This window comes from Pseudomonas arvensis (genome assembly GCF_056688935.1).
This window is the reverse complement of the sequence record NZ_CP162038.1, coordinates 1,709,024-1,721,718: the sequence shown is the minus strand read 5'-3', so window position 1 is coordinate 1,721,718 and position 12,695 is coordinate 1,709,024. Positions and strand designations below refer to the sequence as shown.

12 protein-coding genes are annotated in these 12,695 nt (G+C 59.2%); 7 read left to right on the top strand and 5 right to left on the bottom strand.

The features are described 5' to 3' along the window. Window positions 1-63 precede the first annotated feature (63 nt). Window positions 64-987: a DNA-binding transcriptional activator PunR gene (gene punR, locus AB3G88_RS07900; RefSeq protein WP_112194124.1), complete on the top strand. Its 924-nt coding sequence runs from the start codon at window positions 64-66 to the stop codon at window positions 985-987. On the opposite strand, the gene AB3G88_RS07895 is transcribed toward punR, so the two are convergent. Then, complete coding sequence (locus AB3G88_RS07895) at window positions 959-2,137, bottom strand: acetylornithine transaminase (protein ID WP_480453623.1); 1,179 nt, start codon at window positions 2,135-2,137, stop codon at window positions 959-961. The two genes, punR and AB3G88_RS07895, sit on opposite strands and share 29 nt — an antisense overlap. A 96-nt stretch (window positions 2,138-2,233) precedes the next feature. Between AB3G88_RS07895 and AB3G88_RS07890 the strand changes: the two genes are divergently transcribed. Next, the gene (locus AB3G88_RS07890; protein ID WP_480453621.1) at window positions 2,234-3,139 is read left to right on the top strand and encodes a LysR family transcriptional regulator; all 906 of its coding nucleotides are present in this window, start codon (window positions 2,234-2,236) and stop codon (window positions 3,137-3,139) included. Here the strand turns inward: AB3G88_RS07890 and AB3G88_RS07885 are convergent. After that, window positions 3,136-3,759, bottom strand: a complete 624-nt coding sequence (locus AB3G88_RS07885; RefSeq protein ID WP_480453620.1) for an HAD family hydrolase — start codon at window positions 3,757-3,759, stop codon at window positions 3,136-3,138. The genes AB3G88_RS07890 and AB3G88_RS07885 overlap by 4 nt on opposite strands. A 305-nt stretch (window positions 3,760-4,064) precedes the next feature. On the opposite strand from AB3G88_RS07885, the gene AB3G88_RS07880 reads away from it, so the two are divergent. After that, window positions 4,065-5,255: an anthrax toxin-like adenylyl cyclase domain-containing protein gene (locus AB3G88_RS07880; protein WP_480453619.1), complete on the top strand. Its 1,191-nt coding sequence runs from the start codon at window positions 4,065-4,067 to the stop codon at window positions 5,253-5,255. A gap of 63 nt (window positions 5,256-5,318) precedes the next feature. Here AB3G88_RS07880 and fabV read toward each other — a convergent pair whose 3' ends face one another. Further along, complete coding sequence (gene fabV / locus AB3G88_RS07875; RefSeq protein WP_480453617.1) at window positions 5,319-6,515, bottom strand: enoyl-ACP reductase FabV; 1,197 nt, start codon at window positions 6,513-6,515, stop codon at window positions 5,319-5,321. Between the two features lie 310 nt (window positions 6,516-6,825). Here fabV and AB3G88_RS07870 point away from each other — a divergent pair, with 310 nt between their 5' ends. The 4 genes from AB3G88_RS07870 (at window position 6,826) to AB3G88_RS07855 (ending at window position 10,001) form a co-directional block, all read left to right on the top strand. Further along, the gene (locus tag AB3G88_RS07870) at window positions 6,826-7,650 is read left to right on the top strand and encodes an aspartyl/asparaginyl beta-hydroxylase domain-containing protein (protein WP_480453615.1); all 825 of its coding nucleotides are present in this window, start codon (window positions 6,826-6,828) and stop codon (window positions 7,648-7,650) included. A gap of 148 nt (window positions 7,651-7,798) precedes the next feature. Beyond that, a complete protein-coding gene (gene ppnN / locus AB3G88_RS07865; RefSeq protein WP_099587360.1) occupies window positions 7,799-9,172 on the top strand; it encodes a nucleotide 5'-monophosphate nucleosidase PpnN in 1,374 nt (457 codons plus the stop codon). 122 nt (window positions 9,173-9,294) lie between these two features. After that, on the top strand, window positions 9,295-9,609 hold the full coding sequence (locus AB3G88_RS07860) for an AbrB/MazE/SpoVT family DNA-binding domain-containing protein (protein ID WP_177411514.1): 315 nt from the start codon (window positions 9,295-9,297) through the stop codon (window positions 9,607-9,609). Beyond that, the gene (locus AB3G88_RS07855; RefSeq protein ID WP_191960232.1) at window positions 9,606-10,001 is read left to right on the top strand and encodes a type II toxin-antitoxin system VapC family toxin; all 396 of its coding nucleotides are present in this window, start codon (window positions 9,606-9,608) and stop codon (window positions 9,999-10,001) included. The genes AB3G88_RS07860 and AB3G88_RS07855 overlap by 4 nt, the downstream gene beginning before the upstream one ends. 43 nt (window positions 10,002-10,044) lie before the next feature. Here AB3G88_RS07855 and AB3G88_RS07850 read toward each other — a convergent pair whose 3' ends face one another. Together AB3G88_RS07850 and mqo are read right to left on the bottom strand one after the other, a co-directional pair. Then, a complete protein-coding gene (locus AB3G88_RS07850; protein ID WP_099587362.1) occupies window positions 10,045-10,374 on the bottom strand; it encodes a YXWGXW repeat-containing protein in 330 nt (109 codons plus the stop codon). Between the two features lie 443 nt (window positions 10,375-10,817). Further along, window positions 10,818-12,464, bottom strand: coding sequence for a malate dehydrogenase (quinone) (gene mqo, locus AB3G88_RS07845; protein ID WP_099587363.1), 1,647 nt, complete (start codon window positions 12,462-12,464; stop codon window positions 10,818-10,820). Between the last annotated feature and the right edge of the window lie 231 nt (window positions 12,465-12,695).

Sequence of the window (12,695 nt, the reverse complement as noted above, 5' to 3'; positions counted from 1 at the left end):
ACAGATTGCGTGTGAAGCGATAATAATTGGACACTCCTATCAATAATTTTGAAGACAAGCATTATGTGGTCTGAATACTCCCTGGATGTCGTCGATGCGGTGGCGCGCCACGGCAGCTTCAGCGCCGCCGCTCAAGAATTGCACCGCGTCCCATCGGCTATCAGCTACACGGTGCGCCAGCTTGAAGAATGGCTGGCGGTGCCGCTGTTTGTGCGGCGCCATCGCGACGTCGAGCTGACCCCCGCAGGCCGTCTGTTTATAGACGAAGCCCGAGGCGTGATGAAAAAAATGCTCGGCACGCGGCGATTGTGCCAGCAGGTGGCGAACGGTTGGAGCGGCCAGTTGAAGGTAGCCGTGGACTCCATCGTCAAACCTCAGCGCTGCCGGCAATTGGTGCTGGATTTCTATCGACAGTTTCCCGAGGTGGAATTGTTGCTGGAGTACGAGGTGTACAACGGCGTGTGGGATGCCCTGGCCGATGAGCGCACCGACATTGTGATCGGCGCCACCAGCGCGGTGCCGGTGGCCAGTCACTTCACTTTCCGCGACATGGGCTTGTTGAACTGGCTGTGCGTGGTCAGCGCCAGGCATCCGTTGGCGGCCGTGCAAGGCCTGCTCAGTGATGACCAACTGCGCCCGTTCGCCTCGCTGTGCATGACCGACACCTCACGTAACCTGCCCAAGCGTGATACCTGGACGCTGGATAACCAACGGCGGCTGGTGGTGCCGAACTGGGCATCCGCCATCGATTGCCTGCGCGATGGCCTGTGCGTCGGCATGGCGCCGGCGCATCAGGTGTTGCCATGGATCGAACGCGGTGAACTGGTGGCGCTGCAATTGACCCGGCCCTTCCCTGCCAGCCCGTCGTGCGTGGCCTGGGCACAGAACAAACTGTCCCCGGCCATGGCGTGGTTGCTCGAATACCTGGGCGATAAAGAAACCATGAACCAGGAATGGCTCAATGGACCTGATCCAATAACCGGGTGATGGCCCGCACGATCATCTCGACCTCTTTGGCATCCAGGGTCAGCGGCGGCAACAGGCGAATGACCTTGCCCCGCGTCACGTTGATCAATAGCCCATGTTCCTGGGCGGCGCGCTGGGCAAGGTCGCGGCAGGGGCTGGCCAATTCGATACCGATCATCAAGCCTTGGCCGCGAATCGCCAGCACCTGCGGGTGCTCGTCCAATTCCATGCGTAACCGCGCCAGCAAGCGTTCGCCTTGTTGCGCAGCGTTCTGCAACAGGCCCTGCTCGTCGATGATGTCCAGCACGGTGCAGCCCACCCGACACGCCAGCGGGTTGCCGCCGAAGGTGCTGCCATGGCTGCCCGGCGTGAACAACTGAGCGACCGCCGTCCGGGCGAGGCAGGCGCCAATGGGCACGCCGTTGCCGAGGCCTTTGGCCAGGGTGATCACGTCCGGCACGATGCCTTCGTGCTGGAACGCAAACCACGCGCCGGTACGGCCGATGCCCGTCTGGATTTCATCGAGCATCATCAACCAGCCGTGACGCGTGCAGTGGTCGCGCAAGGCTTGCAGGTAACCCGGCGGGGCTGGCAACACGCCACTTTCGCCCTGGATCGGCTCCAGCAAGACCGCCGCGATCCGCGTACCAAGGGTTTTGGTGAGCGCTTCGATGGCCGCCAGATCACCAAACCGGACTTTGAGAAAATCCCCAGGCAAGCGCTGAAAACCAAGACGCACCGATGGCCCATCACTGGCGGCCATGGTGCCGAGCGTGCGGCCATGGAAGGCGTTTTCCATCACCACCACCAACGGTTCTTCGATGCCTTTTTTCCAGCCGTGCAATCGCGCCAGTTTCAGTGCGGTCTCGTTGGCTTCGGCGCCGGAGTTGTTGAAGAAGGCACGGTCCAGGCCGGACAGTTGTGTCAGGCGCTGAGCCAGCCGCTGCTGCCAGTCGATGCTGTAGAGGTTGGAGGTGTGCAGCAACAGGCCGGCTTGCTCGCTGATGGCTGTCACCAGTTTCGGGTGGGAGTGACCGACGTTGGTTACTGCCACGCCCGCTACCACGTCCAGATATTCTCGGCCCTGCTGGTCCCATAGGCGTGTGCCCAGGCCACGGGTAAAACTCAAGGCCAAAGGTTGGTAGGTGGTCATCAGGCAGGCGGCAGTCATGGTGGCAGGCTCCGGTTGGGGTGGTTGAAGTATCGTTAGCCACCTCAGCTGGATAAACTGCACTTTCCTGCAATGACTTTAAATCAGGGATTGATAATGGACCTGTTCCAAGCGATGTCGGTTTACGTGAAAGTGGTGGAGACCGGCAGCATGACCGCCGCCGCCCACGCGTGCGGGATGTCGACCACCATGGTCGGCAACCACCTGCGCGCCTTGGAGCAACGCCTGGGCGTCAGCCTGCTCAAGCGCACCACGCGCAAACAGAGCCTGACGGAGTTCGGTGGCCAGTATTACCAGCGTTGTCTGGAAGTGCTGGGGCTGGTGGCCGATTCCGAGCAATGGGCTGAACAAGCCCACAGTGACGTTCCCAAAGGCACCCTGCGCATCACCGCCCCCCCTGCCTTCGGCACCGAACGCCTGGCGCCCGCCTTGAGCGAATTCGCCCTACGCTACCCCTTGATCAAACTGTACGTGGTGCTCAGCAATCAGCGCATGGACATGGTCGACAGCGGCTTTGACGTCGCGATCCGCCTGGGGGAACTGGAGGCGTCGAGCCTGATCGCGCGGCCGATGCAGGACTACACCATCACCCTCTGCGCCTCACCGCACTACCTGGCACGACGCGGCACGCCACAGACGCCCGAGGACCTGCAACATCACGACTGCCTGGCCTTCGCCTACCCGTCCACCGACGACTGGCGCAATGCAGACAAGCTCTGGCGCATGACCGGCGCAGAGGGCGAAGTGGAAATCCCGGTGTCCGGCTCGCTGACCATCAACAGCTCCCAGGCCCTGCGCCAGGCGGCGGTGCAAGGCATGGGCATCGTCATGCTGCCCGACGCCCTGGTACAACCCGACCTGCAGACCGGCAAGCTGGTGGCATTGCTGACCACCTACCAACTGCCCAGCCGCCCCATGCACTTGTTGTACGGCCAGGACCGTTATCGCCTGCCAAAGCTGCGCGCCTTTGTCGATTTCGCCCTGGAGAAGTGGGCGCGCTAGAACCCCACGCCCAACTCACGCAGCCGAGCCGCCGTGTGTTCAGCCGACACATGGTGAATACCTTGCCAGCCGAGCGCGACGGCAGCGTCGACATTGTCGGCAACATCGTCGATAAACACGACTTCCCTTGGCTGGATATCTGGCAAATGGGCACGAACCTGGCTGAGGCTGGCGTCGTAGATGGCCGGATTGGGCTTGATCAGCTTCAATTCGCCAGACACCACTATGTCGCGAAAACAGTTTAGGAATGGATAGTGGGCACGGGCATAGGGAAAGGTTTCGGCCGACCAGTTGGTGAGCCCGAACAACGGCATGTTCGCCGCGTACAGCGCCTTGAGAATCGCCACACCTTCAGGCAACGGGCCGCGCAGCATTTCGGGCCAACGGGCGTAGTACGCCGTGATCAAGGCTTTATGGTGCGGGAATTGATCGGTCAGCACTTGCGTGGCTTCGGCCAACGGCCGACCGGCATCCTGCTCGGTGTTCCAGGCCTGGGTGCAGATGGTATCGAGGAACCATTGCCGCTCGTGTTCGTCGGCAATCAGCTTGCGGTACAGGTGTTGCGGGTTCCAATCGAACAAAACACCGCCGAAATCAAAAACTACTGCACGAATCGTCATGGCTTCCTCCCGTGTATGCAACGCGTTGGTCAGGCCAGTCTGGCATGTACCTGGCCTACAGCAGCAAGTAAGAACGCGTAGGAAAGCTCTGAGAATTCATACCGTCCGCTCAGCAGAAAATAACCGACACGGCTTGTAGTCAGTGCCTCGCGGTGCCTGGAGGGGTTATGCATTACACGGGGAGTCACAGACTTTTTCTACTTTGGATAGCGGGCCCAGTCTAGTGTCCAGCGAGAAACATCAAGGGATATGGGACGGGAGGGAATCATCCAACTTAGCTGTAAACATGACTTGGAGATACTGTAATGACCGGTATGATTTCTTCAATCGCCTCGCCTTCCGCGTTCAGCCTGGACGCACTGCAACGCTTTCACCGCGCCTCATCTGAAGCCCCCCTTCAAAGCACGAATGATCCCATGAGCGCGCTACTTGCAACGGTAAAGGAGCAGACGGGGATACTGCCGAGCCATCTTGCGCCCTTGCAAAAAATAGCGGTTGCGACCAACTCCATCATCGTAATACGCCCCGTCGAGTCCGCGGCCACAGGGTTGATAGAGGCCGGCCACCCTGCCAAGGACTTTCATATCAAAGGCAAAAGCGCCAACTGGGGGCCACAGGCAGGCCTTATCTGTACGAACCAGGCGTTCAGCAAACTTGAACAAGTCGCTGAAGAAACACCGGATAAAGTGGCCACCGCCAATAAGCAAATTCAGGCCTGTATCCGCGATGGCCATGCGATCGCAACGCCTCTGACACTCTCCGGCCGACGTCTTGATGAATTGGTGAAGCTCGGCCAGATAACTCAACTGACGCCTCAAGGACCCAACGACACACTGCACCTGAGCGCCCGCGGTCCGAGTGAGCAGTGGTATGAATTCGAAGGTCATCGTACGTCGCCGTCCAGCGACAACTACCTCATCTCCCATCAGGGCGAGCCACTCGAAGTGCTCGCTAAACAGCCAGGCGGCAAGCCATTGACGGCAGATTACGACCTGCACATGGTCGCTCCCCACCTGAGTGACTTTGGCCCTCAGGATAAGCTGCCTGTGCCCGATGTCGCCCACAGTGTCTTCAGGGATCGGATCAATCGCTACAAGCAGGTTCCAAAAGAGCTGAGAGCTGACTTTGAAAACGCTGCGCGCTTCTACCAGAAAGAAGACCTTCATCTCGGCAATGCCACACCGCGAATCGAGCAGATGATAGAACTCATCAATCAGAAACTGGTTGGCGGGGGTGAGCGGGTGGTGCACCACAATGCGGATTCAGGCAGCCCGGCGACGGACGTGGCCGCTAACTACCCGGCTACTTTTTTCCTGCCCGCAAAATTAGGCAGGTTCGATGTCATCGGTATCATCGCCAACAGTAGGGAAATGGCAGAACTGATAAATACCGCCAAAGACAGCGGCTATCACGTGCCATTGAATCCACTCTGGGAAAAGGAAGTGGTCGGGATCAGGCGGTCTGACTTTCTTCGGGCGAAAAGCCGTCTCGCCTGAATCAGCGTCGGGAAAACAACGGCCTGGCAATCCCGTTACCTGGGCCGTTGTCAGTCACATCATTTAGGCCTGGACCAGACCGTTGATCTTGACGGTCGGGTTCACATCAGCCTCGTAATCCACGCCATCGACTTCAAAGCCGAACAAGCGCAGGAACTCTGCCTTGTAGCCGGCAAAATCGCTGATCTCGTTGACGTTTTCGTCGGTAACCTGATCCCACAGTGCCGCAACGGCGTCCTGGACCTTTGGCTCCAACTCGGCCAGGTCGGCACGCAAACGACCGTCGGCGTCGAGTTTCGGCTCGCTGCCGTACAGGCTGTCTTTGAACAGGCCGTAGACTTGCTCGATGCAGCCTTCGTGAGTGCCCTGTTCTTTCATTACGCGGAACAGCAACGACAGATACAACGGCATGATCGGGATCGCCGAGCTTGCCTGGGTAACCACCGCCTTGAGTACCGACACACGGGCGTCGCCTTTCAGTGCGGCCAGGTTGTCGCGCAGGGTCAGGACTTTCTTGTCGAGGTCTTTCTTGGCTTCGCCGATGGAGCCGTTCCAGTAGATGTCCTGGGTCAGCTTCTCGCCGAGGTAGGTGAACGCAGTGGTCTTGGCGCCTTCGGCCAGGACGTCGGCGTCACGCAGGGCGTCGATCCACAACTGCCAGTCAGCGCCACCCATGACATTCACGGTGCCGTCGATTTCTTCCTGGGTCGCAGGCTCAAGGGTGGTGTCGACCACAACGCCTTTGTCGGTATTGATACCGCGCAGGGTCACGGCTTTGCCGATCGGCTTGAGGGTGGAGTTATAGACTTCACCGGTTTTAGGATCGGTACGGCGTGGCGCGGCCAGGCTGTAGACCACCAGGTCGATCTTGCCCAGGTCTTTCTTGATGGTTTCGATGGTCAGGCGCTTGATGTCGTCGGAGAACGCGTCGCCGTTGATACTCTTGGCGTACAGGCCGTTTTCGACGGCAAACTTCTCGAACGCAGCACTGTTGTACCAGCCGGCGGAGCTGAGCTTGCCTTCTTCGCCTTCTTTCTCAAAAAACACGCCCAGGGTATCGGCGCCGCAGCCAAACGCAGCACTGATGCGCGCGGCCAGGCCGTAGCCGGTGGAAGCGCCGAGGACCAGCACCTTCTTGGGGCCGCCTTCGATGACGCCGTTTTCAGTTACGTAGTTGATCTGCTCTTTGACGTTCGCTTCACAGCCAACAGGGTGAGCGGTCACACAGATAAAGCCACGAACCCGCGGTTTGATGATCATAAAAATTTCTGCCTCTTCCAAGGTGCCGAAGGCCAATGGTGGCCATTCAACTTCAATCGTACCGGTCTATGACGCCCGAAAAACCGAAGCGTCACGATAGACGTAAATCTTCCGTTTACAAAATCCAATCCACACAGGGCTGGCAAGGCTTGAAAACGGTGCAAAGCCTTCACAATTTCGCACTATTTAATACGCCCTTGCGGCGCAGAACGTCTTATCATGACGCAGTTGTTTCAATATGTTTCAAAAACCCCACCACTCGCGGCCACGGATCCGACTGTCGAATGGCGTCCTCCTGGAGCTGAGTTGCATGAACAAGCCTGCTTTGCGTAAAAAAGCGGTATCGGTCGCCTGGGTACTCGGCGTGCTGCTGATTATCGATGTATTCCCCGAAACCACGCTGGTGTTCCTCTGCCTGGTACTGGTGTGCGGTATTTACGACTTCCTGCGTAACGGCCTGTATGACAAGAGCACCATCAAGAAATACTTTATTGGCAGTGGCCGCAACACCTGGCTGTTGGCGCCGTTCAACACGCTGTTCGACCTGCTGAGTTCGCGTAACCGCCACGTTTACACGATGCATGACCTGCCACTCGCCTGGCGACAGGACCTGCAACAGGTGATCGACGACGCCATGGCGCACAAGGATGAAATCATCGGGTACCTGAACGAACGCATGGCCGAGAAGAAGCGCGGCATGTTGTTTTTCCAATGGTACGGCCGGCCGATCGAGACCACCCTGGACATCCCGAAACTGCGGGAGAAACTGCCGTTCGTGAAGACCATCGGTGTGTCGGTCTTCAACGAAAACCGCTCGACCTCCTTTCACTTCGGCCCGCTGCGCATGATGTTCCGCGTGCTCTACAACATGGCACCGGCGCCCCACCACGAGGGTGTCTACATCCAGGTGGGCAAGCACAAGCATTACTGGCATGACGACCCGCTGTTTATCTTCGATGACACGCTGATGCACGCGTCCTTCAACAAAAATGACGCCAAACGTTACTGTCTGTTTATCGATATCGTACGGCCGACGCCGTTGCCGTCCGTGCTCAACGCCGTGATCGCTGGGTTTTCGGGGATGGTCTTTACCCTGCGTCGGGTTTTCTACAAAAACTGGAAGCTGATTCAGTAAGTTCTGCGGCATGATGGGGGTGGACGGTATTTGCGCTGGGCCCTGCGCCTGAGGTAAATATCCGGCTCGTGCGACCGTTTACGGCGCCCACCATTCTCAAGCCATCGCGCCTCCACGGCTGCGGTGGCTGTGCTTTCAAGGAATCAGAATGCTCCAACGCCAAGTCATCAATGCCTCCGTCAGTCCCAAGGGCAGCCTCGAAACCCTGTCCCAACGTGAAGTCCAGCAACTGAGCGAAGCCGGTACCGGCAGCATCTATACCCTGTTCCGCCAGTGCGCCCTGGCGATCCTCAACACCGGCGCGCACATCGACAACGCCAAGACCATCCTCGACGCCTACAAAGACTTTGAAGTGCGCATCCATCAGCAGGATCGTGGCGTGCGCCTGGAACTGCTGAACGCGCCAGCCGACGCGTTTGTCGATGGTGAAATGATCGCCAGTACCCGTGAGATGTTGTTCAGCGCCCTGCGCGACATCGTCTACACCGAGAACGAACTCGACAGCCAGCGCATCGACCTGAGCAACTCCCAGGGCATCACCGACTACGTGTTCCACCTGCTGCGCAACGCCCGCACGCTGCGTCCGGGCGTGGAGCCGAAGATCGTGGTGTGCTGGGGCGGGCACTCGATCAATACCGAAGAATACAAATACACCAAGAAAGTCGGCCACGAACTGGGGCTGCGCAGCCTCGACGTGTGCACCGGTTGCGGCCCCGGCGTGATGAAAGGCCCGATGAAGGGCGCGACCATTTCCCACGCCAAGCAACGCATCACCGGCGGGCGCTACCTGGGCCTGACCGAGCCGGGCATCATCGCCGCCGAAGCGCCGAACCCGATCGTCAACGAACTGGTGATTCTGCCGGACATCGAAAAACGCCTGGAAGCCTTTGTGCGTGTCGGTCACGGCATCATCATCTTCCCGGGCGGTGCCGGCACGGCTGAAGAGTTCCTCTACCTGCTCGGCATCCTGATGCACCCGGACAACCGCGACGTGCCCTTCCCGGTCATTCTCACCGGGCCGAAACAGGCCGCGCCGTACCTGCAACAGCTGCACGCCTTCGTCGGCGCCACCCTCGGCGAAGCGGCGCAGGCGCACTACCAGATCATCATCGACGACCCGGCCGAAGTGGCCCGCCAGATGACCGCCGGCCTCAAGGCGGTGAAACAGTTCCGCCGCGAGCGCAACGATGCGTTCCATTTCAACTGGCTGCTGAAAATCGACGAAGGCTTCCAGCGCCCCTTCGACCCGACGCACGAGAACATGGCCAGCCTGCAACTGAGCCACACGCTGCCGCCCCACGAACTGGCGGCCAACCTGCGCCGGGCCTTCTCGGGGATCGTGGCCGGCAACGTGAAGGACAAGGGCATCCGCCTGATCGAAGAGCATGGCCCGTACGAGATCCATGGCGACCCGGCCATCATGAAGCCGCTGGATGAGCTGCTGCAGGCGTTTGTTGCCCAGCACCGCATGAAGTTACCGGGCGGCGCGGCGTATGTGCCTTGTTATCGCGTGGTGCAATAAGGCAACAGGGCTGGCGGTAGGTCATAGTTTGTATCGCTTTGGCCCATGGCCAAGGGTGTGAGTACGGGGAATCCGGACTAGGGTTTGACTATTGCGACTCACTCACACCTGCGAGCCACCCTATGGACCAACGGATATTGTCCTCCATCATTCCTTACCCTAAGGTAAGGAGCATCATGTTGGAGATACTCACTATGGCCACCGCCACACTCACCTCGAAAGGGCAAATCACCATCCCCGTACAAGTCAGGACCGCACTCGGCCTCGAAACAGGAGACCGCGTCGAGTTTGTCGAAATGGAAGACGGCAGATTTTCGATCATTGCAGCGAGCAAGACGGTGCAGGACCTCAAGGGGCTGATCCGCAAGCCTGCAGAAGCGGTGTCCATCGACGATATGAACCGCGCCATCGCTGCACGGGGAGCGAATGGCGGATGATCGGGCTGGATACCAACGTACTGGTGCGCTACGTCACCCAGGATGATCCGGTGCAGTCCCCCAAGGCATCCGCCCTGATCGAATCCCTCACCACCCTTGCGCCAGGCTTTGTCAGCCTGGTGTCCGTGGTGGAGTTGGTCTGGGTGTTACAAAGCTGTTACCCGTGCACGAAGAGTGACGTGGTCACCGTTCTGGAAACGTTGCTGCGCACCCGTGAGCTGACCATCGAACACGCCGAAGTCATCTGGCAGGCGCTTCGGCGATTCGCGGCGAACAACGCTGATTTTGCCGACTGCCTGATAGAACGCTGCGCCCATGCAGCCGGGTGTGAATACACCGCCACCTTTGATCTCAAGGCCGCCAAGGCGGCGGCTATGAAACGACTGACCTGAGTCACGGCGTTGCGGCACCGGGCAGGTTTTGTTGATACGAGGCTCAGCGAACCCAACCCCCTACCTGCCAGTGATACCCATCATTGCGCGGCACCCAGTGCGGATGCACATAGCGATAGCCTTCGCGCACCGGCTCCCAGTGGCCGTGTACCGCCACGTATCGCCCGCCTTCCCAGCGCCAGTAACCGCGCGACCATATGTAACCTTCGCGCACAGGTGGCTCGACTTCAATCACCTGCACCGGCGGCGGTTGCGGCGCAACCACCTCGACATATTCACGTTGCGGCGGCCGGCGCTCATGCACCACACGCTCTTGCACACACCCGGATGCCGCGACGACCACCGCCGCCAATGCCGCATAACGTAGCAACATAGAAAACCCTCGGGCGCTGACGCCCAACACCTGCACCAGTAAAAAAATCCTCCTGTGTTGCAGCCGCGCTCCTGCGTGGCATGGGTACTTTTTTAACAGGCAGTATCTGTCAGGTTGCTGAACCCAAGGGCATCAAGAGGCACATGCGACAGTCGGTCGTTTCGACCGTACCAGCACCAGGCCTGCGATCACTACGGCAATACCGGCAGCGCAAACCATTTGGCGCTGCATCTGCATGAGCAACTGAAAAAAGGCTTCAATATTTGAATACTGATCTTCAAGAACCGCTGAACGTTAGCGGTTAAACGTGCAGACCAAATTCCCAGGCTGGCTTGAATGAAGCGCTTGCGTACTTAACACGCACAAAAAAACCCGCTGACCGTTATCGGTTCAGCGGGCTTTTTGTTACCGGTAGGGTCCTGATTCAGCCCCCCACGGGCGATTTACAGCGCCAGGTCAGACGCCGGCTTGCTCGGCTCAGCCGCAGGCTTGGCAGCCTCGGTCGCCTTGGGAGCAGCCTTCGCCGGGATTACCGGCGGTGTAGGCAGTTGCAGGATATTGGCGGTGTAAGCCCATTCCTTCGCAACAGCTTCAGGGCTGTCATTCAGCTTGGTGCCGTAGCTTGGCACGATCTGGTGCAGTTTTTCCTGCCAGGCCGGGGTAGCGACCTTGTCCTTGAACACTTTCTGCAGCACGGTCAGCATGATGGGAGCCGCGGTGGACGCGCCTGGCGATGCACCCAACAGGCCTGCAATGGTGTTGTCGGCGGAGCTGACCACTTCGGTACCGAGTTTCAGGACGCCGCCCTGCTCTTCGTCACGCTTGATGATCTGCACGCGCTGACCGGCTTGCCACAGGCGCCAGTCGGATTGCTTGGCGTTCGGGAAGTACTCTTGCAGCGCCTTGAAGCGGTCGTCATCGGACAGCATCAGTTGACCGGCGAGGTACTCGACCAGTGGGTATTCACGAATACCAACCTTGGTCATCGGCCAGATGTTGTGGGTGGTGGTGCTGGTCAGCAGGTCCAGGTACGAGCCTTCTTTCAGGAACTTGGTCGAGAAGGTCGCGAATGGGCCAAACAGGATCACGCGCTTGCCATCCAGCACGCGGGTGTCGAGGTGCGGAACCGACATCGGTGGCGCGCCAACCGAAGCCTTACCGTAGGCCTTGGCCAAGTGCTGCTCGGCCACGGTCGGGTTATCGGTCACCAGGAACGAACCACCCACTGGGAAGCCAGCGTATTCCTTGGCTTCAGGAATACCCGACTTTTGCAGCAGGTGCAGTGCACCGCCGCCCGCGCCGATGAACACGAACTTGGCGTCGGTTTCAGTCTTGGTGCCGTCTTTCAGGTTTTTGTAGCTGACACGCCACGAACCGTCGGCGTTCTTGGTGATGTCCTGCACTTCGCTCGACAGCTTCAGGTCGAACTTAGGCGTGGTTTGCAGGTGAGCAACGAACTGGCGGGTGATCTCGCCGAAGTTCATGTCGGTACCCAGCGGGCTCCAGGTGGCCGCGATTTTCTGGTTCGGGTCACGCCCTTCCATCATCAGCGGAACCCACTTGGCGATCTGCGCCGGGTCTTCGGAGTACTGCATGCCGGCGAACAACGGGCTCGCTTGCAGGGCTTCGTAGCGCTTCTTGAGGAACTTGATGTTGTCATCGCCCCACACAAAGCTCATGTGCGGAGTGGTGTTGATGAACGAACGCGGGTTCTTCAGCACGCCCTGCTGGACCTGCCAGGACCAGAACTGACGGGAGATCTGGAACGCCTCGTTGATCTCGACCGCTTTCGGGATCTCAACGTTGCCGTTCTTGTCTTCCGGGGTGTAGTTCAGCTCAGCCAAGGCCGAGTGACCGGTACCGGCGTTGTTCCAGCCGTTGGAGCTTTCTTCGGCCACGCCATCGAGGCGCTCGACCATTTCCATCGACCATTCCGGTTCCAGCTCGTTAAGCCAGACACCCAGGGTCGCACTCATGATGCCGCCGCCGATCAGCAGCACATCGACTTTCTTTGCCTCTTCCGCGTGAACGGACGTGATCCCCATCGACAAAGCCAGCCCCAGCAGGGCAGTGTTTACTTTCTTAAACATCAGTAGCACCTATGATAAAACGCCATCCGCCCCGCTACCCCAGAGAACGGGCAACCCTCGATCACGCTACGCCAGGCAACGTACCGCGGGGTTTGCACATTCACACGAGGGCCGCAGGGTGGGCACACAAGGCCGACGTATCGACCTCACTTTTATGTCCCTTCTGCGCTGACTTCTTATCATTATTGGCTTCAGCTACCTGGGCGACAGCCAATCGCTGGGACGTATACG

Bases quoted from the DNA above. Each gene is read 5' to 3' on its own strand.
- ppnN (WP_099587360.1), top strand. From the start codon at position 7,799: ATGCTCCAACGCCAAGTCATCAATGCCTCCGTCAGTCCCAAGGGCAGC.
- punR (WP_112194124.1), top strand. From the start codon at position 64: ATGTGGTCTGAATACTCCCTGGATGTCGTCGATGCGGTGGCGCGCCAC.
- fabV (WP_480453617.1), bottom strand. From the start codon at position 6,515: ATGATCATCAAACCGCGGGTTCGTGGCTTTATCTGTGTGACCGCTCAC.
- AB3G88_RS07860 (WP_177411514.1), top strand. From the start codon at position 9,295: ATGGACCAACGGATATTGTCCTCCATCATTCCTTACCCTAAGGTAAGG.
- AB3G88_RS07870 (WP_480453615.1), top strand. From the start codon at position 6,826: ATGAACAAGCCTGCTTTGCGTAAAAAAGCGGTATCGGTCGCCTGGGTA.
- AB3G88_RS07855 (WP_191960232.1), top strand. From the start codon at position 9,606: ATGATCGGGCTGGATACCAACGTACTGGTGCGCTACGTCACCCAGGAT.
- AB3G88_RS07880 (WP_480453619.1), top strand. From the start codon at position 4,065: ATGACCGGTATGATTTCTTCAATCGCCTCGCCTTCCGCGTTCAGCCTG.
- AB3G88_RS07890 (WP_480453621.1), top strand. From the start codon at position 2,234: ATGGACCTGTTCCAAGCGATGTCGGTTTACGTGAAAGTGGTGGAGACC.
- AB3G88_RS07895 (WP_480453623.1), bottom strand. From the start codon at position 2,137: ATGACTGCCGCCTGCCTGATGACCACCTACCAACCTTTGGCCTTGAGT.
- AB3G88_RS07850 (WP_099587362.1), bottom strand. From the start codon at position 10,374: ATGTTGCTACGTTATGCGGCATTGGCGGCGGTGGTCGTCGCGGCATCC.
- mqo (WP_099587363.1), bottom strand. From the start codon at position 12,464: ATGTTTAAGAAAGTAAACACTGCCCTGCTGGGGCTGGCTTTGTCGATG.
- AB3G88_RS07885 (WP_480453620.1), bottom strand. From the start codon at position 3,759: ATGACGATTCGTGCAGTAGTTTTTGATTTCGGCGGTGTTTTGTTCGAT.